This is a genomic window from Myxococcus hansupus, from assembly GCF_000280925.3.
Classification (GTDB): domain Bacteria; phylum Myxococcota; class Myxococcia; order Myxococcales; family Myxococcaceae; genus Myxococcus; species Myxococcus hansupus.
This window is the reverse complement of the sequence record NZ_CP012109.1, coordinates 1,142,717-1,167,659: the sequence shown is the minus strand read 5'-3', so window position 1 is coordinate 1,167,659 and position 24,943 is coordinate 1,142,717. Positions and strand designations below refer to the sequence as shown.

Genomic DNA, 24,943 nt, shown 5'->3' with positions numbered 1-24,943 from the left:
GTGCCTCAGCTTCCGCGGTACGTGGAATAGCCGAACGGGCTCAGCAGCAGCGGGACGTGGTAGTGCTCGTCCGGCGCGGTGAGTTCGAAGAGCACCGTGACCGACGGATAGAAGCCGCGCACGCCGAGCGCCCGGAAGTACGCCCCGGTGTCGAAGGTCATCCGGTAGACGCCAGTCTCCACGCGCGAGCCCTGGGGCAGGAAGTCGCGCACGCGGCCGTCGTCGTTGGTGACGCCGCGTGCCAGCTCCTTCCATTCCCCCGCGCCCCCTTGCAGCTCCAGGGTGATGGGAACACCGGACGCCGGACGGCCCCGGTTCGTGTCGAGGACATGGGTGGACAGGGTGCTCATGGCGCCAGCAGCTTCTCCAGTCGGATGCGGGTGATTTTCGCCTGCTCACCGGCCGCGATGCGCAGCTCCTCGTCCGGCGCGTTGTCCATCCGCTCGCGCAAAAGCTCCAGCATCTCCGCCGCGCTCTTGCCCGTGGCGCACACCAGGAAGATGAAGCCGAAGCGGCGCTCGTACTCGGCGTTGCCGTCCGCCAGTCCCTGGAGCACCGCCTCGTCCGCGCCTTGCACCCCGCCCTGCTCCTGCGAGGACCACGACGCGGTGGACGCGAACTTCGCGCGAAGCTGGGACACGTCGCCAATGCGCGGATGGTGCGTCATCGCCTCGCGCCAGTCGTCCGGCCCCGTCTGCTTCCAGAGCCACGCGGACTCCGAGAACAGATGCTCCTCGTCACGGAAGGGCCGCGAGCGCACCATGCCGTCCACCCAGCGCGACGAGCCGCAGCAACGCAGCAGCTCCGCGCGAGCCTCCGACGGCAACTGCGAGTTGAGTCGTGTCAGTCCGCCGCTCATGCCGGCCGCCCGTGGACCCGCAGCCGGCTGACGCCGCCGTCGGGGTAGATTTTCAGGCGCACGTGGGTGAAGGGCCCCTTCGCCGCCAGCTCGGATTCGAAGTAGTGGCGGTGGTCCGCCTGAAGCTTCGTGCGCGGCAGCAGCTCCGTCCACGCGATGTCATGCGCGTTGGCGAAGTCCACCACCGGCTCGCGCAGGGAGCAGCCCTCGATGGAGCACGTGTCCGGGAAGTTGCCCTTGAAGTACGCGGTGTCCACCTCCACGCGCTGCACGGTGCCAGGGACGGCCAGCTTCACCACGATCCAGTCGAAGCCCGGTAGCACGCGCTTGCGCCGTGTCTCCCAGCCCTCGCCCATGTTGGCCGCGCGGCCCGGGAGGATGAGGTTGTCCTTGGGACCGAAGAAGGCGTCGTTGCACGCCATCACCGTGCCGCCGTTCTCCGCCGCCGCGAGGTCCACCGTGCCGTCCGCGCGCGACAGGCGCTCGAAGTCCGGCCGCACCTCGCCGTGCACGCGGAAGCGAGCCACACCGCCGTCCGGGAAGATGTTGAGGCGCAGGTGCGTCCAGCGCTGGTCGCTGGCGATGGGGAACAGGTTGCGCGTGCCGCCCTGGAGCTTGAGCTGCGGGAGGATGGGCGTCCAGGTGGCCGCGGCGAGCGCCTCCGGCGTGGGCTCGCCTTCCACCGCCAGCGCGTCCACCGAGGCGTACTCGGGGAAGTTGCCGAGGAAGTGGTTGGTGTCGATGTCCACGCCGCGAATGACGCCGGGCATGCCCAGCTTGAGGATGCACCAGTCGTGGCCGGGCACGCGCTTGCGGCGCGACTCCCAGCCGTCCATCCACTTGCCATTCTCCGTGAACTTGCCGGGGATGAAGATGCCTCGTCCCGGCTTCAACAGGTTTTCCTTGCCCGCGAAGAACTCATCACTGGCGAGCAACGCCTGGCCGCCCACGTTCTCCGCGGCCAGGTCGATGAGCTCGGTGAAGGCGACGCGCAGCTTTCCCTCTTCGGGTGCATGCATGGTGTGTTTCTCCCAAGTGCTTCAAGCAGCGGCGCGCGAACCCACGGGGCGGCGCACCCAGTGACCCACCGGACGCGGCAACGGCTGGCCGCGCTCGAAAATCCTCGTCCCTCGCAGGAACGTCATCTCCACCACGCCCGTCAACGTGCGACCCGCGTAGGGTGTTATCGGATGACGATGTAACAGGCGCTGGGGCTCCACGGTGAATGAAGCGTCCGGGTCGAACACCACGAGGTCCGCGTCCGCGCCCGGCGCCAATGTCCCCTTCACGCCCGCGAGCCCCACCAGCCGCGCGGGAGCCTCGCACATCCAGCGCACCAGGGATTCCAGCCCCAGGCCGCGCCGCTTCGCCTCTGTCCAGACCGCGGGGAGGCTGAGCTGCAACGACGCGATGCCACCCCAGGCCGCGCCGAAATCTCCGCGCTCCAGGTGCTTCAACGCGGGCGTGCACGGCGAGTGGTCCGACACCACCAGCTCGATGTCCCCCTGCGCCAGCCCCGTCCACAGCCGCTCGCGGTTCTCCGCCTCGCGGATGGGCGGCGCGCACTTGAAGTGGGTGGCGCCGTCCTCAATCTCCTCCGCCGTGAAGCTGAGGTAGTGCGGACACGTCTCCACCGACACGTCGAGCCCCTCGCGCCGGGCGTCGCGCAGCACGGGCAGGGCCTCCGCCGAGGACAGGTGGACGATGTGCACGCGGCAACGATGCACGCGCGCCAGCTCCACCATCATCCGGATGGCGTCGTTCTCCCAGCGCTTCGGCCGCGACTCCAGGTAGCCCCGGTACGTGCGCGCGTCGCCTCCGGGCGTGAGCCCCTCCACCGGCGACTCCAGCTCCGCGTGGACGATGAGCGGAATGCCCCGCCGCGCGAGGATGGGCATCGCCACATCGAGCACCTCGCGCGTCGCGTGCGGGAACTCGTCCACGCCGGACGGGCACAGGAAGCACTTGAAGCCCGCGATGCCCGCGTCGATGAGCGCCTCCAGTTCGTGCGCGTTGCCGGGGATGACGCCGCCCCAGAACGCGTGGTCCACGTGACAGCGGGGACGCGCCGCCTCCGCCTTGAGCTGGAGCGCCTCCAGCGTGGTGGTGGGCGGCAGTGAGTTGAGCGGCATGTCCACCACCGTGGTGATGCCGCCCGCGGCCGCCGCGCGCGTGGCCGTCTCGAAGCCCTCCCACTCCGTGCGGCCGGGCTCGTTGATGTGGGCATGGCTGTCCACCACGCCCGGCATCACCACCTTGTCGCCCACGTCCAGCACGGGCAACCCCGCTGGGATTTCCGCGTGAGACACCACCGCGGCGATTTTGCCATCGCGCACCACGACGGCTGCCTCGCGCACGCCTTCGCCCGTGACCACGCGACGGCCGCGCACCACGAACTGCTCTCCACTCATGGCTCGAATTCCTTCTCGTCGTAACCCGCCAGGGACGCGAAGAACGCTTCCCTGTCGTCAAGATAGAGCTGCCGCGTCACCCCGGACACGAGCCGAGGCAGGCCGTACTTCATGCCGGAGATGCTCGCCCCGCCAAACCCCAGCGACAGCAGGCAGCCGAAGGTGAAGTTGAAGATGCCCTGGAGCCACGGCGCCTGCCCCGGGTGCTTCTCCTGAAGCTCGAAGTGCGCGCCCAGGTACGGGTGGCGCAGCAGGTCCGCGTTCGCCTGGCCCTCGGGCGGCATGTAGCGGTCCTTCCACAACGCGATGTCACCATGCAGCCCCGCCAGCTCCGGGCGCAGCGACAGGTCCGTCACCGTGCCGCTGCCGATGATGAGCTTGTCGAAGGTGAACTGTCCGTGAGGCGTGGAGATGCGCGCCTGGCCGTCCACCTCCTCCGCCGAGAGCCAGGGGCTTCCGCCATGCAGGTGGAACTGGGGGAAGGCCCGCGCGCGGCTGAACGTATCCGAGGGCGGAAGCTGCCCCATCTCGATGATGCGGTGGATGAAGCGCCAGCGGTCCGCGTCTGGCAGGTCCGCGTGGTGCTTGAGGAAGCCCACGAACTCGGCCCAGCGGTATGGATTCACGTTGGGCAGCGACTTGCGGCGGTAGAAGAGGTGGACCTCGCCCGCGCCCTGCTCCAGCGCCACCGAGGCATTGTCGAACGCGGAAGCCCCCGCGCCGAGCACACCCACGCGCTTGCCGCGCAGCGCCTCGAAGTCGATGGCGTCGCGCGTGTGTGCGTACAGCTCGCGCCGCAAGCCGGCCACGACGGACGGCACCTCCCAGCGGCCTGAACCGTCGATGCCGGTGGCGAGGACCACCTTGCGCGCATGCACGAGGTCCGTGGTGCCCTGCCGCGTGTCCGTGAGCGGCACCGTGAAGCAGTCGTCCTCCGCGCTCCATGCGATGGCGCCCGCGCGCGTCCCGCAGCGGTAGGGGATGGCGAGCGTGCGGCGGTACCAGTTGAGGTAGTCCGCCCACAACTCCTTGGGGATGCGGACCACGGCCTCCCAGGAGCCTTCGCCGTGGTGTGCCTCGTACCAGGCTTGGAAGCAGAGGTTCGGCAGGTTGTGGTCGGGGCCGGTCAGGTGCTTGGGCGTCCGCAGCGTGTGCATGCGGGCGAAGGTCTTCCACGGCCCGGCGAGGTCCTGCTCGCAGTCATCCACCACGAGCAGGTTCGTGACGCGCTCCCGCATCAACCCGAAGGCGGCGGTGAGCCCGCTCTGTCCTCCGCCGATGACGAGCACGTCGAGCACGGACTGTCCGTCGCGCGTGCGGCGCGGCAGCACCCACGGACGGCGGGGGTATTCGAGCTGCTCCAGGTCTTTGCGAATTCGAGCTTCCAGCGCGGTGAGTGCGGGGACGGAGGGCGACTCATCGGAGCTCGAAGGAACGCGCATGGTTCACATCGTACCCGCGCACCGCGTCACCGGGCCAACCGGCCCCCGGAACTTCGGGGAATTGACAAAAACCCCAAGGGTTCACTGGAGGTTACGTCACCTTCCACGTTCCCCTGCAGGGCCGCTTGGCTATGCTGCGCGCCCTTCGTTTCCGCCCAAGGTGAATCCGCGTGATCAACGCCCATACCCGCGTCCCGCCGCCGAAGAACGAGCCTGTCCTCTCCTACGCGCCCGGCACGTCCGAGCGCCGTGAGCTGCAGGCCGCGCTGAAGCGCATGTCCGGCGAGCAGGTCGACATCCCCGTCATCATCGGCGGCAAGCACATCCGCACCGGCAAGACGGACACGGTGCGCATGCCGCACAACCACCAGCACGTGCTGGCGACGCTGCACGAGGCGGACGCCAGCCACGTGGAGCAGGCCATCCAGTCCGCCCTCTCCGTCAAGGAGGAGTGGGCGCGCATGCCGTTCCAGTCGCGCGCGGCCATCTTCCTGCGCGCCGCGGAGCTGCTGGCCTCGCGCTACCGGCCCATCATGAACGCCGCCACCATGCTGGGGCAGTCCAAGACGGCCCATCAGGCGGAGATCGACGCGACGTGCGAGGCGGTGGACTTCCTCCGCTACAACGTCCATTTCGCCGAGCAGATTCTGGGCTGGCAGCCCGAGGCCGCGCACCAGACGTGGAACATGACGGACTACCGTCCGCTGGACGGCTTCGTCTTCGCGGTGGCGCCGTTCAACTTCACGGCCATTGCCCTCAACCTGGCCACCGCGCCGGCCATCATGGGCAACGTGGTGCTCTTCAAGCCGTCGTCCACGTCGGCCCTGAGTGCCTGGTACATCATGGAGCTGCTGCGCGAGGCCGGCCTGCCCGACGGCGTCATCAACATGCTGCCGGGCGACGGCCCGACGGTGGGCAACCCGGTGCTGGCCAGCCCGCACCTGGGCGGCATCCACTTCACCGGCTCCACGCCGACGTTCAACACGATGTGGCGCACGGTGGGCGAGAACATCTCCCGCTACAAGCAGTACCCGCGCATCGTCGGAGAGACGGGCGGCAAGGACTTCATCGTCGCCCACCCGTCCGCGGCGGATGACCTGGAGGCGCTCGCGGTGGCCATCGTCCGCGGCGGCTTCGAGTACCAGGGACAGAAGTGCTCGGCCGCCAGCCGCGTCTTCATCCCCGAGTCGCTGTGGCCCAAGCTCAAGCCCCGCCTCCAGGCGCTCATCAGCGAGGTCCGCATGGGCGACGTGTCGGACTTCAGCAACTTCATGGGCGCCGTCATCGACGAGAAGTCCTTCAAGAAGGTCTCCTCGTACATCGACCTGGCCAAGAGCGACAGCGGCGCCAGCATCGTGGCCGGTGGCGACGTGGACCGGAAGCAGGGCTGGTTCGTGAAGCCCACGCTGGTGCAGCTCGACAGCCCCACGCACCGCATCCTCCGCGAGGAGATTTTCGCGCCGCTCGTGGGTCTGAATGTCTACCCGGACGCGAAGTTCGAGGAGACGCTGCGCGAGGTCGACCAAGCGGCCGCCTACGCCCTCACGGGCGCGGTGTTCGCGCGCGACCGGAAGGCCATCGACACGGCGCTGCGCGAGCTGCGCCACGCGGCGGGCAACTTCTACATCAACGACAAGCCCACCGGCGCCGTCGTGGGCCAGCAGCCCTTCGGTGGTGGCCGCGCGTCTGGCACCAACGACAAGGCGGGCTCGGCCCTCAACATGGTGCGGTGGACCAGCCCCCGCACCATCAAGGAGACCTTCGTCCCGCCCGTGAAGGTGCCCTACCCCTCCATGGACAACGACCCGAACGAAGGCGCCCGCTGAGGCACGCATGAACGGCCCGTTCCCCGGCATCGCAGGCCTGGACACGTACGCGTTGGTGAACGGCGGCTGCCGCGTGGAGGTCATTCCTTCACGCGGTGCCATCGTCACCCGGATGTGCGTGGACGGTGACGAACTGCTGTACGTCGATGAGGCCACGGTCGCGGACCCGGCGAAGAACGTGCGCGGGGGCATCCCCGTGCTCTTTCCCATCGCCGGGCCGTTGCCGGGGGACACCTACTCCGTGGAAGGCCGGACGTACTCGCTGCCGCAGCACGGCTTCGCGAGGAAGCTGCCGTGGCAGGTGCGGCAGGCGGATGCGTCGCGGCTGGTGGTGGCGCTGTCCTCCAGCGAGGAGACGCTGCGCCACTTTCCGTGGCGGTTCGCGGCGCGGCTGAGCTTCTCGCTGGTGGGCACGCGATTGACGCTGGAGTTCGAGGTGGAAAACCAGGACACGCGGCCTCTGCCGCTGCACCTGGGGTTCCACCCGTACTTCCGTGTGCCGGCCGCGGCGAAGTCACAGGCACGCGTGGACACGAACGCCACGCGCGCGTGGGACAACTGGCGGGGTCGGGAGGTGGCCTTCACGGGGCTGGACCTCACCGAGGAGGAAGTGGACCTTCACTTGAAGGACCACTCGAAGCCGGGGACCACGTTGGAGCGGGGGCCCGGGCTCAAGCCCATCCGCCTGTCGTGGAGTCCAGAGTACCACGTGCTCGTCGTGTGGACGCAGCGTGGGAAGGACTTCGTCTGCGTGGAGCCGTGGACCGCCGCCAAGGGCGCGCTGGCGACGGGTGAAGGGCTGCCGTCCGTGCAGCCCGGCGCACGCGCTTCACTCGTGTTCCACATCGAGGGTTGAGGCAGTGCGGCCCCTCGCCCTACGCGGACAGCGTGGGCGAGGGAATCGGGCTCCAGCGCTCACCATCGAAGCGATGGACCCCGTCATCACGGACGACATGGAGCCAGGCTCCGCGCGCGTGCAGTAAATGATTGTGGTTCACCTGTGCGCCCGGGGACAGCACCTCTACCAGGGACTCGCCCTCCACCTGGAAGACCGACGGTCGAGCTGCTCACGGAAGACCGCCGCGCCCCACCAGGTGGTCTTCGCGGACAGCGGGAGGGCCTGGCACTCGCCTTCGCGTGAAACACGCCAGAGCGAAGTGCCCGCGGCGAACAAGGCGCCATCGCTGGCGCGGTAGGCCAGGGCGTGGAGCTCCTCCGTGAGCGAAAGCGGCAACGGACGCCAGTCACCGCCATCGCGCACATGAACACGGCCCAGGATCGCGACGGCGGGCAGCTCGCCCATGGCGACCACGGCATTGATGCCGGTGAGCACCTCTCTTCCCACCGCCAGGCTCTCACGCTCATCGAGCCACGAGGCGCCATTCCAGACGTAGAACTGATTCTGCATCCCCGCGAGACAGAGCTGCTGGCCCACGGTGACGAGTTCACCGACGTCCCCCCGGTGGTCCCCTTTCAAGGGCCCCGTCCCCTCCGTGGGAGTCTCCACCGTCCTCCCCCGCTTGCCCGTAGGTCTTCCCAGAACGGGAAGCGAGGACGAGCGTGAGGCCCTGCCCCGGCGCCACGAACGACGTCATCATCCACATGCCAGCAGGTGCGGAGAAGTCACGGGTACGCACGCCGCCATGGAACTCCACCACCCGGCACTTCTTCGCCTGGGTGACGAGCAGATACAGCGTGCCATCCGTTTCACCGAAGGCAATCGACTGCGTATGCGCTTGCGACCTGGAGCCGATTCCAGCACTCGGCCGATGAGCCCCACGGCACGGCGGCGCATCACGCGTAAGGCAACGGGGCGCGGCCTCTCCACATTGCCCGTTTGCGTGTGGCGGAGCGCCAGGTGCCCTCTCGCGCCCCACCCGAGGAGAGGGCCCCCGGTACGACACTCGCGGGCCGCTGTTCGGAAATGTCGGGGGTTTTGAGCCGCGCTCTCAAACCGTCATCGCAACGACCTGCGCGAGTACCTCGGCCAGGAGAGGACCTCTGGTGCGAATTCGCGGGCTGCTGTTGAGGTGGGCGGCGACAGCATCGAGTTGCTGCGGGCAGAGGTTGAGAGCGCCCATCGTCCAAACCCCCGACATTTCCGAACAGCTAGCTCCCGGACGCCGGCCAGAGGGGCACCACACACCGCGCACTGCCCAACCCGCGGCGACACGCACCACCAACCATGGGCCGGTTGCAGTCGGCATGAGGCTGCAGGGAGCGTCCATCGCCCAAAACCCCCGACATTTCCGAACAGCTAGCTCCCGGACGCCGGCCAGAGGGGCGCCACGCACCGCGCACTGTCCAACCCGCGGCGACACGCGCCACCAACCACGGGCTGGTTGCAGTCGGCTTGAGGCTGCAGGGAGCGCCCATCGCCCAAAACCCCCGACATTTCCGAACAGCTAGCTCCCAGGCGCCGGCCAGAGGGGCGCCACGCACCGCGAACTGTCCAACCCGCGGCGACACGCACCACCACCCACGGGCCGGTTGCAGTCGGCACGAGGCTACAGGGAGCGTCCGTAGCCAAAACCCCCAACATTTCCGAACAGCTAGCTCCCGGACGCCGGCCAGAGGGGCACCGCGCACTGCGCACTGTCCAACCCGCGGCGACACGCGCCACCCCCCACGGGCCGGTTGTAGTCGACCTGAGGCGGCAGGGAGCGTCCGTAGCCAAAACCCCCGACATTTCCGAACAGCTAGCTCCCAGGCGCCGTCCAGAAGGGGCACCTCGCACCGAGCTTTGTCCAACCGGCGGCGCCGCGCGCCACCTCCTACATTCCGGGGGCAGCCGACAGGCTGCTGCAGGAGAGGAGTCGCAGCCCTTCGGGATTCCCCCAGGCGACTACTCGGTCAGCGAGAGCAACTCGCTACGCAACCACCGGCTCCGAGGGTCACCATCCGCCTGCCGGTGCCAATAGACATGCAGCTCCAGCGGAGGGAACGACAGCGGCATCGGCAAGAGGTGATTGCCCCGCTGCGCGTGCAGGTCCATGGCGCGGCGACGGGGCATCGTCAGCAGCAAGTCAGAGTCCGCGACGAGTTGGAACGCGGCCTCATAGTGCTGGCAGCGAACGACGACGTCGCGCTGATAGCCCAGCCGGCTGAGCACGAGGTCTTCCACGGCCAGCCCCGTGCGACGAGACGACACGGTGACGTGCTGGGCCGCCATGTACTTCGCCACGTCCAGCTTCCGCCGACGGCGACTCACGACGCAGAATGAATCCTTCAGCAGCGGCGCGCGCTTCAGGTCCGCCCCCGTCTGCTGCTCCACGTCGATGGAGAGGTCCAGTCTCCCAGAGGCGAGGTCCCGCTCCAGCTTGGCCCTGTCGAGACGGACGCTGGAGACTCGAATCTCCGGAGCGTGCTCCCGCAGCCGCGCCACCAGCAGCGGAAGGATGGACGGCTCCAGCAGGTCGTTCATCGCCACCGTGAAGTGCCCCACGTCCCGGCGAGGGTCGAAGCCACGGCTGTGATGAACCGCCTGCTCGAACAGGGCGAGCGCCGCGCGAATCTCCGGGGCCAGCCGCTCCGCGAACGCCGTGGGCGCCACGCCCCTCCCCTCCCGGACGAACAGCGGCTCGCCCAGTTGCTCACGAAGGCGGGCCAGCGCGTGACTCACGGCCGACTGGCTGAGGAACAGGACCTCCGCCGCCCGGGTCAGGTTCCGCTCCCGGAGCACCACGTCGAACACCCGGAAGAGGTTGAGGTCGAGCCGCGCCAGCCCAGCGGAGGCATGAACAGGGTTCATGATGACACATGACCAACATTCACTGGATGCATCAAGCCTCCATGCGCAGGATGGAGGCAGACCGCCAGGAGAACGCGCGATGGACTTCGAGCCGAGTGAGCGAGGCAAGGACTACCTGGAGCGCGTGAAGCGCTTCATGAGCGAGCACATCCTCCCTGCGGAAACCCGCTATCACGAGGAGCTCCGCGCCACGGCGCAAGGCGGCGACTGGAAGACGTGGCGCGTGCCTCCTGTCATGGAGGAACTCAAGGCCAAGGCGAAGGCCGAGGGCCTGTGGAACCTGTTCCTCCCGGACGCGAAGCTCGGCGCCGGGCTCAGCACCCTGGAGTACGCCCCCATCGCGGAGGAGACGGGCCGCAGCTTCATCGCCCCCGAGGTCTTCAACTGCAGCGCTCCGGACACCGGCAACATGGAGGTGCTTTGGAAGTACGGCTCCGAGGCGCAGCAGGAGCGCTGGCTGAAGCCGCTGCTCGCCGGAGAAATCCGGTCGGTGTTCTGCATGACGGAGCCGGACGTCGCCTCGTCCGACGCCACCAACATGGCGGCGACCGCCATCGTCGACGGTGACGAAATCGTCCTCCATGGCAGCAAGTGGTGGTCCAGCGGCCTGGGGCACCCGAATGCGAAGGTGGCCATCTTCATGGCCCGCACGCCCGACACCGGCGGTGACCGCCACCATCAGCACTCCATGGTGCTGGTGCCGCTGGACGCCCCCGGGGTGAGCATCCGCCGCATGCTGCCCGTGTACGGCGACTACGACGCGCCCCACGGCCACGGCGAGGTCCACTTCGACAACGTGCGCGTCCCGCGCGACAACGTCATCTCCGGACCGGGGATGGGCTTCGAGATTGCCCAGGGCCGGCTCGGGCCGGGGCGCATCCATCACTGCATGCGCTGCATCGGGGCGGCGGAGCGGTCGCTGGAGCTGATGATTGACCGGGGCATGAACCGCACCGCCTTCGGGAAGCCGCTCCTCAACCTGGGCGGCAACCGCGAGAAGGTGGCCGAGGCCCGCATCGCCATCGACCAGGCGCGCCTGCTGACGCTCTATGCGGCCTGGAAGATGGACCAGGTGGGGGCGCTCGGGGCGATGAGCGAGATTTCCGCCATCAAGGTCGTCGCGCCCAATGTCCTCCAGAAGGTGGTGGACGACGCCATCCAGCTTCACGGCGGCGCGGGGGTGTCTCAAGATACGCCGCTGGCGGGCTTCTTCGCCCAGGCGCGCAGCCTGCGCCTCGCGGATGGACCGGACGAAGTGCACAAGGGCCTCATCGCCCGCATCGAGCTGTCCAAGCGGGGCTTCTCTCGGAGCTGATTGCCATGGCCAATCAACGCATCTTCATTACCGGTGGTGCCAGCGGTCTCGGGAAGGCCATCGCCCTGCGCTTCGCTCGCGCGGGGTGGAAGGTCTGCATCGGCGACGTCAATGACGCCCGAGGCGACGAGGCCCTCCGGGAGCTCTCCGCCCTGGCGCCCCAGGCCCACTACCAGCGCTGTGACGTGCGCCGCGAGGAGGACCTCCAGGACGCTCGGGACTGGCTCAACGCCCAGTGGGGCGGCGTGGACGTGGTCGTCAACAACGCCGGTGTCGCGCAGGCGGGCGCCATCGAGGACGTGTCGATTGAAGACTGGCAGTGGATCATCGACATCAACCTGCTGGGCGTCGTGCGGGGCTGCAAGGTCTTCACGCCCGGCCTCAAGAAGCAGGGCCACGGCCACATCGTCAACGTGGCGTCCATGGCGGGCCTGCTCGATGTGCCGCTGATGAGCAGCTACAACGCGACCAAGGCGGCCGTGGTGTCGCTGTCGGAGACGCTGCACAACGAGCTGGCCGAGTACGGCGTCGGCGTCAGCGTCGTGTGCCCGTCCTTCTTCAAGACGAACCTGGGCGACTCACTGCGCACCACGGACCCTCGGCTGGGGGCCACCATGGCGCGGCTGCTCGAGCGCTCGGCCATCACCGCGGATGACATCGCCAAGGACATCTTCACCGCCGTGGCGCAGCGCGGGTTCTACATCCTGCCCCACGCGGACGGACGGAGGACGTGGCGGATGAAGCGCCTGCTGCCGCGCGAGCTCTATTCGTGGATGCTGCGCCGGAGCACCCGGGGCATGCGTCACGGTTCGCGTCCGACATCCCCCTGAGCCCGCGAGCCGCCACGCATGTCATCGACCGCCACCATCGACCCCGCGGGCGCAGTCCGACAGGGCGAGGAGCTGAACCTCCCCGCCGTGGACGCCTGGCTCAAGGCCCAGGTGCCCACGCTGGAGGGCACGCCGGAAGTCACGCAGTACGCGGGCGGCGCCTCCAACTGGACGTACCGGCTGAAGTACCCGAACCGGGACCTCATCCTGCGCCGGCCGCCCTCGGGCACGAAGGCGAAGTCCGCGCATGACATGGCCCGCGAGTACACGGTGCAGCAGGCCCTGAAGCCGGCCTACCCCGTCGTGCCCACCATGGTCGGCCTGTGCCAGGACCCGGCCGTGCTGGGCAGCGACTTCTACGTCATGGAGCGCATCGAGGGGCTCATTCCGCGCAAGCACCTGCCTCGGGGCCTGACGCTGGACGCGAAGCAGACGCGCGAGCTGTGCCTCAACGTCATCACCAAGCTGGTGGAGCTGCACGCCGTGGACCCGGCGGCGGTGGGACTCACGTCACTGGGCAAGGGCCCGGGCTATCCCACGCGACAGGTGGAGGGCTGGTCCGCGCGCTACGAGAAGGCGCGGACCTGGAACGTCGCGGGCTTCCGCTACGTGCGCGACTGGCTCAAGGCGAACACGCCCGCGGACATCGCGACGTGTGTCATCCACAACGACTGGCGCTTCGACAATGTGGTGCTCGACCCGGCGGAGCCCACGCGCGTCATCGGTGTGCTCGACTGGGAGATGGCCACGCTGGGCGACCCGCTGATGGACCTGGGCAGCGCGCTCGCCTACTGGGTCCATGCCGATGACGACATCTTCCTGCGCTCGACGCGGCGTCAGCCCACGCACCTGCCCGGCATGCTGCGGCGCGAGGAGGTGGTGGCGTACTACCTGGACCGCACGAAGCTGAAGCCGGAGAACTGGACCTTCTACGAGGTGTTCGGCCTCTTCCGGCTCGCCGTCATCGCGCAGCAGATCTACTACCGCTACCACCACAAACAGACGCGCAACCCGGCGTTCAAGAACTTCTGGGTGCTGGTCAACTACCTCGGCTGGCGCTGCCACCGACTCATCCGGAAAGGAGCCCGCTGATGGGCGTGGTGTACCTCGTCCGCCATGGACAGGCGTCGTTCGGCGCGGAGAACTACGACCAGCTCTCCGAGACAGGCTTCGAGCAGGCCCGGCTGCTGGGAACCGCGCTGCGCGAGCGCCTTCCGCGCGTGGACGCCGTCGTCACCGGCACCCTGGCGCGGCACCGGCAGACGGCGGAGACGTGCCTCGCGGCGCTCGGGTGTGAAACCACCTCCGTGCAGACCCCGGGCTTCGACGAGTTCGACCACGAGGACATCGTCGCCCGCCACACGCCGCGCTACGCGGACCAGGCCGTGCTGCGCGAGGAGCTGTCGCGGATGGAGTCGCCCCGTCAGGCCTACCAGGCGCTCTACATGGAGGCCGTGGCCCGCTGGGTCTCGGGCAACCATGACGCGGACTATCCGGAGCCGTGGTCCACGTTCCGGAAGCGCTGCGTCGCCGCGCTGGACGCGCTCATCGAGCAGATGGGCCCGTCGAAGAACGCGCTCGTCTTCACGTCGGGTGGCCCCATCACCGCCGTCTGCCAGGACCTGCTCCGCATCCCGGATGAACACGCCTTCCGCCTCAACCTGACGCTGGCGAACTGCGGCCTCACCAAGGTCATCTACAGCGCGCGGGGCCGGTACCTCTCAACGCTGAACGAGCACGCCCACTTCGAAGGTGCCCAGCGCGCCCTGCTCACCTACCGCTGAGCCGCGGTGGGTTCGACGAGGGCCCCAGGCCGGGCCTGCTGCGCGACACCGTCGTCGTAGCGCAGGTCCTCCCACGCCAGCATCGCCCGCTTGCGCGCGGCGCCCCAGCGGTACTCACCGAAGATGCCTGTCTTGCGCAGCACGCGGTGGCACGGAATCAGGAGCCCCACGGGGTTGTCTCCCACCGCCGAGCCCACCGCGCGCATCGCCTTCGGCTTCCCAATGGCCCGCGCGAGGTCCTCGTACGTGGTCACCTCGCCCGACGGCACGCGCAGCAGCGCCTGCCACACCTGCACCTGGAAGGGCGTGCCACGCACCAGCACCGACAACGGCCGGGGCGCCGCGTCCGGGCGCGAAGCGCTGAAGATGCGCTCCATCCAGGGCGCCGTGGCCTCGGCGGACTCCTCGAACGTGGCGCGAGGCCACTCGTGCTTCAGCGCGGCCAAGGCCTCCTCCTTCGACTCGCCGGTGAGGAAGTGCAGCCCGCAGATGCCGCGCTCGCAGACGGCGAGGAGACATCCACCGAACGGCGACGCGTGGACGCCGTACCGCACGGTGAGCCCTTCCCCGCCCAGCTTGTACTCCCCCGGGGTCATCGACGTGAGGGTGACGAAGAGTTCGTGCAGTCGGCCGCTGCCCGACAGCCCCACTTCCAGCGAGGTCTCCAGCACGCTCCGGCGCTCGGCGAGCAGGCGCCGGGCCGAGCGGAGCGTGTGGAGCTGCACGAAGCGCTTGGGGCTGATGCCCGCCCACTGGGAGAACAGCCGCTGGAAGTGGAAGGGGCTCAAGCCCACGTGCGCGGCGGCATCCTCCAGGGACGGCTGCTCGAGCGCATGCGCGTCGAGGTAGAGGATGGCCTGTTCGATGCGGGCGTAATCGCTGGATGCCATGCCGTTGCTCCGAGAGAAGTGCGTTCAAGATTGGGTATGTCCGCGAGCGCACGCAGCGGCAACCCGGTTCTTGCGCACGTCCCACGCGCCGGGCTCGCATGGGCGTGAAGCATCATCACCCGGAAAGGCGTTCCATGTTCACGGAGGAAGACATCCTGGCGGCGGAGGAGGCCCTGCGGCAGGCGATGCTGTCGAGCGACGTGGTCGCGCTCGACGCGCTGCTCTCCGACGACCTCCTCTTCGTCAATCACACCGGGCAGCTCTTCGACAAGGAAGCGGACCTCGCGCCGCACCGCTCGGGAGCGCTTCGCCTCACGCGTCTGGACGTCACCGAGCAGGAGCTTCGCTACCTCTCCGCGGGCGCCGTCGTCATCGTCCGCGCCTCGCTATCCGGAGAGTTCCAGGGAGCCCGCTTCGAAGGAGACTTCCGCTACACACGCGTGTGGCAGGTCGTCGACGACGCGCCTCAAGTCATCTCGGCGCACTGCACGGCGTTGGGGTGACACAGCGCCGTCACGCACGCTGTCCGCCAGTGCGCATGCGCTGGCACCGCGGGGCGAGTGACTTGACTCCCGGAAGACGACCGCTTATCCGTTGATGCGATGACGTCGCTAAACGCCATGTGTCGAATGTCGATGCCGGGTGGGCTCATGCCCTCCAGGTTCGGCTGACGTCCGTCCCGACCCTGGCGAGCCACCGAGCCCATCCACCCGCGAGGGTTGGTGGGCTTCGTCGTTTCTGGACGCGCGCTGCCCTCGCTCATTCCCCACCGAGGAGCAGCGCCCCATGAGTACGTCCGACGACCGTCCCCTGCATTTCGACACCCTGGCCCTGCACGCGGGCTACACGCCCGACCCCACCACGGGCGCGCGCGCGGTGCCCATCTACCAGACGACCAGCTACGCGTTCCGCGACGCCGAGCACGCCTCCGCCCTCTTCGGGCTCAAGGAGTTCGGCAACATCTACACGCGGCTGATGAACCCGACGACGGACGTCTTCGAGAAGCGCATCGCCGCGCTCGAAGGCGGCGTGGGCGCGCTCGCGGTGGCCTCCGGGCAGGCCGCGGAGACGCTCACCCTCCTCACGCTGCTCAAGTCCGGTGACGAGTTCGTCTCCGGCTCCAGCCTCTACGGCGGCACGTACAACCTCTTCAAGGTGACGCTGCCCCGGCTGGGAATCCACACGCGCTTCGTGGACGCCAACCGGCCCGAGCCCTTCCGCGAGGCGATTACGCCGAAGACGAAGGCCCTCTACCTGGAGTCGCTCGGAAATCCGCGCCTGGACATCCCGGACTTCGAGGCCATCGCCACCGTCGCGCGCGAAGCCGGGCTGCCGCTCATCGTGGACAACACCGCGCTGTCCCCCGCGCTCTTCCAGCCCCTGCGCCACGGCGCGAACATCGTCGTGCACAGCGCCACCAAGTACATCGGAGGCCAGGGCACCTCCATTGGCGGCGTCATCGTGGATGGCGGCACCTTCCCGTGGACGAACGGCAAGTTCCCCGAGTTCACCCACCCCAACCCCGGCTACCACGGCCTGCGCTTCGCCGAGGCCTTTGGTCCCGCGGCCTTCATCCTCAAGGCGCGGCTCGAGGGCCTGCGGGACATGGGCCCCGCCATCAGCCCCTTCAACTCGCACGCGTTCATCCTCGGATTGGAGACGCTGCGGCTGCGCGTGGAGAAGCACTCGCAGAACGCGCTCGCGGTGGCGCGGTGGCTGAAGCAACACCCCAAGGTCGCCTGGGTGCGCTACCCCGGATTGGAGGATGACCCGTCCCACGCCAACGCCCGGCGCTACCTGCGCGGCGGCTTCGGCGGCCTGGTGACGTTCGGCGTCCACGGCGGGAGCGAGGCCGGGCGCAAGCTCATCAACCACGTGAAGCTCTGGAGCCTGCTCGCCAACATCGGCGACACGCGCTCTCTCATCATCCACCCCGCATCCACCACCCACGAGCAGCTCTCCCCCGAAGAGCGCCTCAGCACCGGCGTCACCGACGATTTGGTGCGCCTGTCCGTGGGCCTGGAGCACCTGGACGACCTGCTCGCCGACCTGGACCGGGCGCTCACCGCGCCCTGACGACACCCCGTCATCTCGCTGGCCATCACGACTTTTCCGGAGTGCTCTCATGCCCACCCCATCCGCCGCACCGGCCCCGCGCCTCTTCGACCTGTCCCTGCCCGACTTGACGCTGGAGGCCGGCGCGCGCGTGATGCACCACATCGTCCGCGGATGGTGGTGGGGGCCGGAGGAGGACGTGCCCTGGCTGCACTCGCGCGCGCGCGTCCTCTCCCCGGAGGAAGCCGACGCCAGCGCGCTGCGCGTCGTCCGCCGCACCGTGGAGGAACAGCGCGGGCTCGCCGAGGAGGCCCGGCACCGAGGCTCCGGACGCGCCCCGGCGTCCGTGCCCACGGTGCTGCTGGTCCACGCGCTCACCGGCGACATGCGGGCAGGTGGCAAGGGCGGCTGGTGGGAGCCGCTCATCGGCCCCAGGCGCGTCCTGGACCCGTCGCGGGTGCGGCTGTTGTGCTTCAACAACCTCGGCTCCTGCTACGGCACCACGGGCCCGGCCGACGAGGGCTTCCCGCTGCGCACGGACGACGCGCGCTTCGGGCCGCCGCTGCCCCAGGCCAAGGGCGACTTGCGCCAGGACGAACACCGCCTGCCGGCCACGCTCACCCCGTGGGACCAGGCGCGCAGCATCCTCCTGGCCATGGACGCGCTGGGCCTGGACGAGGTGGAGCTCGTCACCGGCGGCTCACTGGGCGGCATGGTGGTGCTCTGCCTCGCGGCGCTGGCACCGGAGCGCTTCGCCCGCATGGCGCCCATCGCCACCACGGAGTCCGCCACCGCGTGGGTGGTGGGCCTCAACCACGTGGCGCGGCAGGCGCTGCTGATGGACCCGGGCTACCCCGAGTCGCCGCGCCGGGGCCTGGAGCTGGCGCGGCAGCTCGCGATGCTCACCTACCGCGCGGAGCCCGGCCTGGAGGCCCTGCAAGGCCGTCCCGCCGAGTGGTCCTCTCGCGCGCTGCACCCCATGCACAGCTACCTGGAGTACCAGGGCCAGAAGCTGGAGGCCCGCTTCGACGCGCGCGCGTACCTGGCGCAGCTCGGGGCCATGGACCACCATGACGTGTCACGCTTCCCGGGCGGCGGACTGGCCCGCATCCGCGCGAGCGCGCTGTGCGTGGGCATCGACACCGACCAGCTCTTCTTCCCCAGCCACATGGCGGCCTTGGCGCGGCGGCTGCGGGAGCGGGGGCTGCACGCCGAGCACGCCACGCTGGCCAGCCTGCATGGCCATGACGGCTTCCTGTTGGAGTGGGACGCGATGGCGTCCCTGCTCTCGCGAGCGCTCGTGCTGCCCACCGCGAAGAGCCCCCAGCACTGGGCGGAGGCGCCCCCACGAGCGCCCGCCTTCAGCCCACCTTGCGTGCCGAAGGCGTGACCACCGGCACCGGGTCGTGGTGGGACCAGAGCGGCGGCTCCGCCTCGTGGGTGAAGGCGCGCAGCCGCCGGTACTCCGGATAGGACGCCTGGAGCGACAGCACGTCGCCGGACCGGATGACCTCGTCGCCGGGAGGGTGCAGCTTCTCCTCGCCGCCGCGTTGCAGGGACAGCGTGAGGCAACCGAACCTGTCCCGCACCTCGGAGATGGTGAGGCTCGGCAGGCCCAGGCGCGCCTCGAAGAGCGAGACGACCATCAGGTGCTTGGACAGGTGGAACGAGTGGATGATGCGCGGGTCCATGGCCGCCAGCGCCATGGCCGGCGCCGCCAGGGACGAACTGGAGAGCGCCTCGGCCTTGAACGTCTCGCGCACCTTGCCGCTCAAGTCATCGTCGAACAGGCGGATGACCACGCGGATGTTCGGGTTGAGCTTGCGCGCGTCGAGCGCGATGTTGAGGTTGGCCAAATCATCGTCCGTGGCGCAGACGATGGCAGAGGCATCCTTCACGTTGGTGCGCGGCAGGCACAGCGGGCTGCGGGTGTCGTCGATGAGCAGCGGCACCAGCTCGTCGCGCAGCGCGGACACGAAGGCGGCGTCCTCGCGCTTCTCCACCACCACCACTTCCCGGCCCATCTCCCGCAACTGCGTCACCACGCGGTAGCCCACCCGCCCCGCCCCGCACACCACGACGTGGCCCTTCATCGTTTCAGAGACCACTTCAATCCACTCCTTGTCGTTCTTGTGCCGGGCGAAGAAGAGGTAGGCGAAGCGCACCACACCGTCAGCCACCAGGGCAATCCCCGTAGGGGGAATCACCAGGTTGAGCACCTCCACCAGCCAGTCGTCCACGTAGGGCAGCGACGGCTGGCCGTAGAGCAGGAAGTAGGTGTGGTGTAGCGCCTCACCGAAGTCGATGCGCTGTCCTTCCGGGCTGCGGAAGCGCCAGTGGAAGAACAGCGGCCCGCCCAGGAACAGCACGGCCGACAGCGTCAACGTGGTGCGAAAGCGCCGCGTGAGCGCCCGCAGGTAGCGCAGGTTGGCCCGGAAGTGCCGGCGGGACGGCTTCTTCATGGTGGTTCCTCGACTACGACGCCGGGGTGATGCCCGTCTCCTCGGAGTTCCGCGCGCGACGCCGCTCCACCAGCCACACCAGCAGCACGCCCAGCTCGTAGCAGAGCAGCATGGGGCCCGCCATCAGCGACAGGTTCACCACATCGCCCGTGGGGGTGATGATGGCCGCCGCGATGAGGCACACCACGAAGGCGTGGCGCTGGTACTTGAAGAGCCAGGACGACTTCACCACGCCCACCACGCCCAGCAACGCCATGACGAGCGGCAGCTCGAAGATGATGCCGAAGGCGAGGATGAGCAGCAGCACCAGCGAGAGCTGCTCATGCATGGAGAGCATGGGCCGCGTCCAGCGCGCCGCCTCGTGCGCGGTATGCGCCGTCGCCAGCTCCTTCTCCAGCCGCCACAGCCCCGCCATCTCCTCCGTGCGCGTGGGCGCGATGCCCGCCAGCAGGCTCGCTGAACCATCCATGGCCGCCGCCGCCGCCGCGTAGTCTTGATTCCCGTAGGCCGTCACGGCCTCCACGCGTTTCGCCACGGCCTGCCGCAGCACGCCGCGTGACTGGGCGCCGTAGCCCACCGAGGCCGCGTCCAGCAGCCGGCCCAGGCCCTCCAGCCGCGCGGTCATCTCCACGCTGGCGGCGGGCGCCACCTGCGTCTCGGGCGCCTGGCCCGTGCCGTCGGCGCGCAGCGCGGTGCTCGTCTCCTTCGCGATGCGGCCCGCCTCCTCGGCCTCGCCCAGGCGCAGGAAGCGCAAGGCGTCATCCGCGCGCAGCCGCGCCGAATCCAGGCGCTGCTCCAGGGCGAGCGTCTCCTCCTCGTTGAGGAGGAAGGTGAACATGGAGGGGAGCACCGCGAAGTAGCAGAAGGCGGCGCCCAGCAGGAAGGCGATGGAGCCGAACGCCACGAAGGGCGCGGCGAAGCGGCGCTCCTCCGGATACAGGCCGGGCGACACGAAGCCCCAGATCTGCATCAGGATGACGGGCGTGGTGAGGAAGATGCCGCAGTACACGCCCACCTTCATGAGGACGTTCAGCTCCTCGATGCCGGACGTGTAGATGAGCGCGCGATTCTCGGGCGGCAGCGCGTCCAGGACCGGCTGCATCAGCAGGCCGAAAATCGGCTTGGCGAAGATGAGCGAAACCGTGCCCAGCACGAGCACCGCGATGGTGCACCGCATGAGACGGCTGCGGAGCTCCGTCAGGTGGTCCGCCAGACTCATGCGCAGGTCGGCGTCGGGGTTGATGGGCGGGGGGCTCAGGACTCAGCTCCGTTTCGGGGCGTTGCGCGCCACCGTGCCCGGGATGGGCGACAGCGTGGGCGAGGTGGCGGAAGAAGAAGCCGGCTCCGGCGCCGCCTCGGGCGCTTCGGCCGAGGGCTGCTCCGGCGCCGCCGCCTGGGCGGTGCCCTCGCTGGGCGGCACCTCCGAAGCGGACACCTCGCGAGGCCCGTTCGCGTCCAGCTCCAGCACTTGCGTGGAGGACTGCGCGGAAGGAGGCGCCGCCGTGTCGCCCTGCTGCGGCGCCGCGCCGTCCGTCACGGGAGGCACCGGCGCGTCCGTCCCGCCGCCCAGGGACTCCGGCGGCTGAGGGGCGAACCGCGTGCCGGGCCTCACGGGCGCGGTGGGCGGCTCTCCGATTTCCTGGTCCATGGCGTAGAACTCACGCTCCACCACGTTGCGGACTTCATCCGTCTGGCGGCGGAACTCACGCAGGAACTTGCCGATGCCACGCGCGAGTTCTGGCAGCCGCTGCGGCCCAAGAATGAGCAGCGCGGCCACCAGGATGAACACCATTTCGCCTGCGCCGATGTTGAACATTTTTCCTGACGCGCTCCCCGAGGCAGCCCGGTTTATCGCGCCCCGGGGATACAGGCGCAACCGTTCGTCGTGCCAAAGCGCTCGCCCGCCCTCCGGAATGGGCGGCAGGCAACCCCCAGGCACCCTTTCATACTACGCGTGCGACTCCGCCTTGGGCGACAGTGGAACACTCCCGCCAACCGAGGAAGCCATCGCCAGCGCCCGCGCCTGCTCGGTCCTCCGCACCCGCCGCTCCACGACCCACAACATGGCGGGAAGCAACAGCGTCAGCGCCATGGACACTCCTGCCGCCTCCCGAATGCCGCCCAGCGTGCCGTCCGGCAGGTCCGTCAGCAGCCGGGCACTGAGGAAGGCGCCCATCGCGGTGGCCATGTGCTGGACGGCGGACTGGAGCGACATGAAGCGCGCGCGCACCGCGTTGTCCGGCACCCGTGACGTCAGCGTGTGGTAGGCCACGTTGCGCATCCCCATGGCGACCATGAACGCCGAGAAGATGACCGGCACCGGCAGCCACGCCGGCAAGGCCATGAAGCCCACGTAGGTGGACAGCAGAACCAGGACGGAGCCCACCGTCCCCACCACGAAGGGCCCGTACTGGTCCACCATGGGCCCCGCCACCCGCAGCGTGACGAAGCTGGCGATGCCTCCGACGAAGTACGGCAGCCAGAGCAAGTCCCGCGGGTACCCCACGTTCTGCTGCAGATAGGCGGACAGGTTGGGGATGAGGATGAAGCCCGCCATCATGACGAGCGCCGTCATCAGGTAGGACCACTGGATGTCCCGGTGGCCCAGCAGCTCGAGCATCCCCACCTGACGCCGCGTTCCGGCCTCCGCGTCCAGGTGTCCGCGCACGGGCGGCAGGTAGAAGATGGCGCCCAGCACCACCACCAGCCCCAGCGCGGCCACCCCGAAGAACGGAAGGCGCCAGCCACCGAACTCCGCCATCTTCAGGGCCATGGGCACGCCCGCCACCGAAGCCACGGAGAAGGCGATCATCACCGTCCCCAGCGCCCGGCCGCGCCGCTCCACGGGGACGAGCTCCGCGACAATGGACATCGCCAGGGACGTCGCCGGGCCGCCGAAGAGGCCCGCCACCACGCGCGCCAGCAGCAGGGTGGACAGGCCCGTGGCGAAGCCGCCCGCGGCGGTGGCCACCACCAGCCCCAGCATGGTCACCGCCAGCGCCTTGCGCCGGTCGAAGCGGTCCAGGAAGTAGCCGCCCGCGAGCCCCGCCACGCTGGCGGCGGCCGTGTACGCGCCGCCAATGGTGCCGACGTGCGACGTCGCGATGCCCAGCCCCTTCGCGAAGTCGGGGCCCAGCGGCATCACCATCACGAAGTCCAGGATGTTGACGAACTGGACCGCGCCGATGAGCGCCACCACGGCGCGCTCCGAAACCTGTCGTTGTGTCGGCATGAAGACGTCTTACACCCGGAAGCGGCGAACCTCCGCACGGAGGATTTCCGCCTGCCGCTGGAGGTTGTCGATGGCCTCCTCCAGTTGTTTCACGGAGCGCGTCTGGTGTTCCGACACGCCCTTGATGGTCTCCACCGCCTTGAGCACCTGCTCGCTGCCCTTGGTCTGCTCCTTCTGGGCGCGGTTCAGGTGGGTGACCATCTCGTTGATGCTCTCGATGGAGCGGGTGATTTGCTTGCTGCCGTGCGCCTGCTCCTGGCTGCTGCGCTGCACGTGGGCGGTGAGCGCCTTCATCTTCTCCGCGCTCTTCATGATTTGCTCGCCGCCGCGGGCCTGCTCGTTGGAGGCCTTGGAGATCTGCTGCACCGACTCGCTGATGCGGTGGATGGACGCCGTCACCTGCTTGCTGCCGCGCGCCTGCTCCACCGTGGCGCGGGCAATGGCCTTCACCATCTGCGTGGACTTCTGGGTGCTGTCGTTGATTTTGCGCAGCGCCCCTTCCGCCTCGCGGCCGAGCTGCACGCCCTCCTCCACGCTGCGCACGCCCTGGTTCATCACCACCACGGCGTGACGGCTCTCCTCCTGGATGCTGCGGATGAGCTCCGCGATTTCCTTCGTGGACGCGCCGGTGCGCTCGGCCAGGTCCTTGATTTCCTCCGCCACCACCGCGAAGCCCTTGCCGTGCTCGCCCGCCTGCGCGGCGATGATGGCCGCGTTGAGCGCCAGCAGGTTCGTCTGCTCGGCCACGTCGTCGATGACGTTGAGGATGTTGCCAATCTCGGAGATGCGCCGGCCCAGGCTGTCGATGACGCTGGCTGCGGAGCGGCTCGTGTCCTTGATGCGGTCGATGCCGGTGAGCGTCTTGCGCAGGGACTCCACGCCCGTCTGCGCGTCCTCGAAGACCTGCTCGGACAGCCGCGCCGTCTCCTTGGCGTTGGCCTCCACCTGGCCAATGGCCGCGTCCATCTCACTGATGGCCGAGGACGTCTCCTCCGTGGAGGCGGACAGCTCCTGGATGTTGGTGGCCACCTCCTTGATGGAGAACGTCATCTCCTCGATGGCGCTGGTCGTCTCCTCCACGCTGGCCGCCATGGCCTGGACGTTCTCCGCCACCTCGTCGTTGGTGGCGGCCATCTCCATGATGGAGGAGCTGCTCTCCTCGGCGCTCTGGTAGAGGACCTCCACGTTCTCCGCGATGCCGCGCAGCGAGGCCATCATCTGCACCATGGAGGACGACGTCTCCTCCACGCGCGCCTGCACCGTGCCCGCGCCGGACGACACGGTGGTGCCGGTGCGGTGAATCTGCTCCACCACGCCCGCCACGACGTCCGACACGCCGCGCACCCGGCCCAGCGTGTCACGCCAGCTCTGGGCAATGCGGTTGAGCGCCTCGGCCAACTGCCCCAGCTCGTCCTGGGTGCCCACGTCCACGCGGCCCGTGAGGTCCGCCTCCGCCAGCCGGCGCGCCATGCCCATCATCGCGTCCAGCGGAACCAGGATGAACGCGCGGGAGATGAAGAAGGCCACCAGCAGGAAGAGCGCCAGGCCAATGCCGAACGCGAGCAGCACGAGATGGCGCAGCTCGGTGACGACCGCGTTCAGGCCGGCGTTGTCGAGCACCACCAGCACCTGCCCCACCACGCCCCCGGACAACGTCACCGGGCGTGCCACCACGCGGTCACCGTTGGCGAAGCGCAGGCCGTCCAGCGGCGCGCCCTGTCGGGCCTTCAACTCCTCCTGGAACCAGGCGGGAGGCTCGCGGGGGTGGGTGGCCAGCACCTGCCCCTCGCTGGAGAGCACGGCCAGCACCTTGAAGTCATCGTCGCCGTCCCGCAGCCGCTCCAGGCTGTCGGGCAGGGCCGCGGCGGGCTGGGTTGTCAGCATGGTGACAGCCAGGCCCGCCCGGGCGACGCCCCGCGTCTGCAGGCGCTCCTCCAGGTGGGCCTCCACGCGCGACGGAACGACGAAGTAGAGCGTCCCCAGGATGAGTGCGAGGACGAGCGCGAAGGAGCCGAGCAGCAGCCGGCGCAGGCCGGGTTTCTTGAACCGGAGAGCCAAGACGGGGCACTGTAAGGAGGGAAACACC

The 24,943-nt window shown here is 69.1% G+C and carries 22 protein-coding genes; 9 read left to right on the top strand and 13 right to left on the bottom strand.

What is annotated here, in order from left to right; translation table 11 throughout:
- Positions 1-5: 5 nt before the first annotated feature.
- The 5 genes from uraH to A176_RS04895 are packed head-to-tail and all read right to left on the bottom strand — an operon-like array spanning position 6 to position 4,712.
- Positions 6-350 carry a hydroxyisourate hydrolase gene (uraH, locus tag A176_RS04915; RefSeq protein ID WP_002640468.1) on the bottom strand — a complete coding sequence of 115 codons (345 nt, stop codon included), beginning with the start codon at positions 348-350 and terminating at the stop codon, positions 6-8.
- Entirely contained in the window at positions 347-859 is a 513-nt protein-coding gene (gene uraD / locus A176_RS04910; protein WP_002640467.1) for a 2-oxo-4-hydroxy-4-carboxy-5-ureidoimidazoline decarboxylase, read from the bottom strand. Before uraD ends, uraH begins: the two co-directional genes overlap by 4 nt.
- Positions 856-1,878 carry an allantoicase gene (alc, locus tag A176_RS04905; protein WP_002640466.1) on the bottom strand — a complete coding sequence of 341 codons (1,023 nt, stop codon included), beginning with the start codon at positions 1,876-1,878 and terminating at the stop codon, positions 856-858. The genes uraD and alc overlap by 4 nt, the downstream gene beginning before the upstream one ends.
- Before the next feature lie 21 nt (positions 1,879-1,899).
- Positions 1,900-3,270, bottom strand: coding sequence for an allantoinase AllB (gene allB / locus A176_RS04900; protein ID WP_002640465.1), 1,371 nt, complete (start codon positions 3,268-3,270; stop codon positions 1,900-1,902).
- Positions 3,267-4,712, bottom strand: coding sequence for a SidA/IucD/PvdA family monooxygenase (locus A176_RS04895; protein WP_002640464.1), 1,446 nt, complete (start codon positions 4,710-4,712; stop codon positions 3,267-3,269). The genes allB and A176_RS04895 overlap by 4 nt, the downstream gene beginning before the upstream one ends.
- Before the next feature lie 170 nt (positions 4,713-4,882).
- On the opposite strand from A176_RS04895, the gene pruA reads away from it, so the two are divergent.
- Both pruA and A176_RS04885 read left to right on the top strand, forming a co-directional pair.
- Positions 4,883-6,538, top strand: a complete 1,656-nt coding sequence (gene pruA / locus A176_RS04890) for an L-glutamate gamma-semialdehyde dehydrogenase (protein WP_002640462.1) — start codon at positions 4,883-4,885, stop codon at positions 6,536-6,538.
- Between the two features lie 7 nt (positions 6,539-6,545).
- A complete protein-coding gene (locus A176_RS04885) occupies positions 6,546-7,394 on the top strand; it encodes an aldose epimerase family protein (protein ID WP_002640461.1) in 849 nt (282 codons plus the stop codon).
- 165 nt (positions 7,395-7,559) lie between these two features.
- Here the strand turns inward: A176_RS04885 and A176_RS04880 are convergent, their stop codons facing one another.
- Complete coding sequence (locus A176_RS04880) at positions 7,560-8,045, bottom strand: hypothetical protein (protein ID WP_002640459.1); 486 nt, start codon at positions 8,043-8,045, stop codon at positions 7,560-7,562.
- Between the two features lie 1,338 nt (positions 8,046-9,383).
- Positions 9,384-10,289, bottom strand: a complete 906-nt coding sequence (locus tag A176_RS04875) for a LysR family transcriptional regulator (RefSeq protein WP_002640458.1) — start codon at positions 10,287-10,289, stop codon at positions 9,384-9,386.
- Positions 10,290-10,368: 79 nt separating this feature from the next.
- On the opposite strand from A176_RS04875, the gene A176_RS04870 reads away from it, so the two are divergent.
- The 4 genes from A176_RS04870 to A176_RS04855 are packed head-to-tail and all read left to right on the top strand — an operon-like array spanning position 10,369 to position 14,218.
- Positions 10,369-11,604: an acyl-CoA dehydrogenase family protein gene (locus A176_RS04870; RefSeq protein WP_002640457.1), complete on the top strand. Its 1,236-nt coding sequence runs from the start codon at positions 10,369-10,371 to the stop codon at positions 11,602-11,604.
- Between the two features lie 5 nt (positions 11,605-11,609).
- The gene (locus tag A176_RS04865; RefSeq protein WP_002640456.1) at positions 11,610-12,434 is read left to right on the top strand and encodes an SDR family oxidoreductase; all 825 of its coding nucleotides are present in this window, start codon (positions 11,610-11,612) and stop codon (positions 12,432-12,434) included.
- Positions 12,435-12,452: 18 nt separating this feature from the next.
- Entirely contained in the window at positions 12,453-13,526 is a 1,074-nt protein-coding gene (locus tag A176_RS04860; RefSeq protein ID WP_002640455.1) for a phosphotransferase family protein, read from the top strand.
- Positions 13,526-14,218, top strand: a complete 693-nt coding sequence (locus tag A176_RS04855) for a histidine phosphatase family protein (protein ID WP_002640454.1) — start codon at positions 13,526-13,528, stop codon at positions 14,216-14,218. The genes A176_RS04860 and A176_RS04855 overlap by 1 nt, the downstream gene beginning before the upstream one ends.
- On the opposite strand, the gene A176_RS04850 is transcribed toward A176_RS04855, so the two are convergent.
- Positions 14,209-15,108, bottom strand: coding sequence for a methylated-DNA--[protein]-cysteine S-methyltransferase (locus tag A176_RS04850; RefSeq protein WP_002640453.1), 900 nt, complete (start codon positions 15,106-15,108; stop codon positions 14,209-14,211). The two genes, A176_RS04855 and A176_RS04850, sit on opposite strands and share 10 nt — an antisense overlap.
- Positions 15,109-15,242: 134 nt before the next feature.
- Between A176_RS04850 and A176_RS04845 the strand changes: the two genes are divergently transcribed.
- The 3 genes from A176_RS04845 (at position 15,243) to A176_RS04835 (ending at position 18,553) form a co-directional block, all read left to right on the top strand.
- Positions 15,243-15,611: a nuclear transport factor 2 family protein gene (locus A176_RS04845; protein WP_002640452.1), complete on the top strand. Its 369-nt coding sequence runs from the start codon at positions 15,243-15,245 to the stop codon at positions 15,609-15,611.
- A 283-nt stretch (positions 15,612-15,894) separates the two neighbouring features.
- On the top strand, positions 15,895-17,184 hold the full coding sequence (locus A176_RS04840) for an O-acetylhomoserine aminocarboxypropyltransferase/cysteine synthase family protein (protein WP_002640451.1): 1,290 nt from the start codon (positions 15,895-15,897) through the stop codon (positions 17,182-17,184).
- 49 nt (positions 17,185-17,233) lie between these two features.
- Positions 17,234-18,553: an alpha/beta fold hydrolase gene (locus tag A176_RS04835; protein ID WP_002640450.1), complete on the top strand. Its 1,320-nt coding sequence runs from the start codon at positions 17,234-17,236 to the stop codon at positions 18,551-18,553.
- On the opposite strand, the gene A176_RS04830 is transcribed toward A176_RS04835, so the two are convergent.
- The 5 genes from A176_RS04830 to A176_RS04810 form a co-directional block, all read right to left on the bottom strand.
- Positions 18,525-19,625 (bottom strand): potassium channel family protein, encoded by a 1,101-nt coding sequence (locus A176_RS04830; protein WP_002640449.1) that lies wholly within the window; start codon positions 19,623-19,625, stop codon positions 18,525-18,527. The genes A176_RS04835 and A176_RS04830 overlap by 29 nt on opposite strands.
- Before the next feature lie 13 nt (positions 19,626-19,638).
- On the bottom strand, positions 19,639-20,844 hold the full coding sequence (tatC, locus tag A176_RS04825) for a twin-arginine translocase subunit TatC (protein WP_002640448.1): 1,206 nt from the start codon (positions 20,842-20,844) through the stop codon (positions 19,639-19,641).
- A 42-nt stretch (positions 20,845-20,886) separates the two neighbouring features.
- Positions 20,887-21,441: a twin-arginine translocase TatA/TatE family subunit gene (locus A176_RS04820; protein ID WP_002640447.1), complete on the bottom strand. Its 555-nt coding sequence runs from the start codon at positions 21,439-21,441 to the stop codon at positions 20,887-20,889.
- 132 nt (positions 21,442-21,573) lie between these two features.
- Positions 21,574-22,857: an MFS transporter gene (locus A176_RS04815; RefSeq protein ID WP_002640446.1), complete on the bottom strand. Its 1,284-nt coding sequence runs from the start codon at positions 22,855-22,857 to the stop codon at positions 21,574-21,576.
- 9 nt (positions 22,858-22,866) lie between these two features.
- Entirely contained in the window at positions 22,867-24,915 is a 2,049-nt protein-coding gene (locus A176_RS04810; RefSeq protein ID WP_002640445.1) for a methyl-accepting chemotaxis protein, read from the bottom strand.
- Positions 24,916-24,943: the final 28 nt, after the last annotated feature.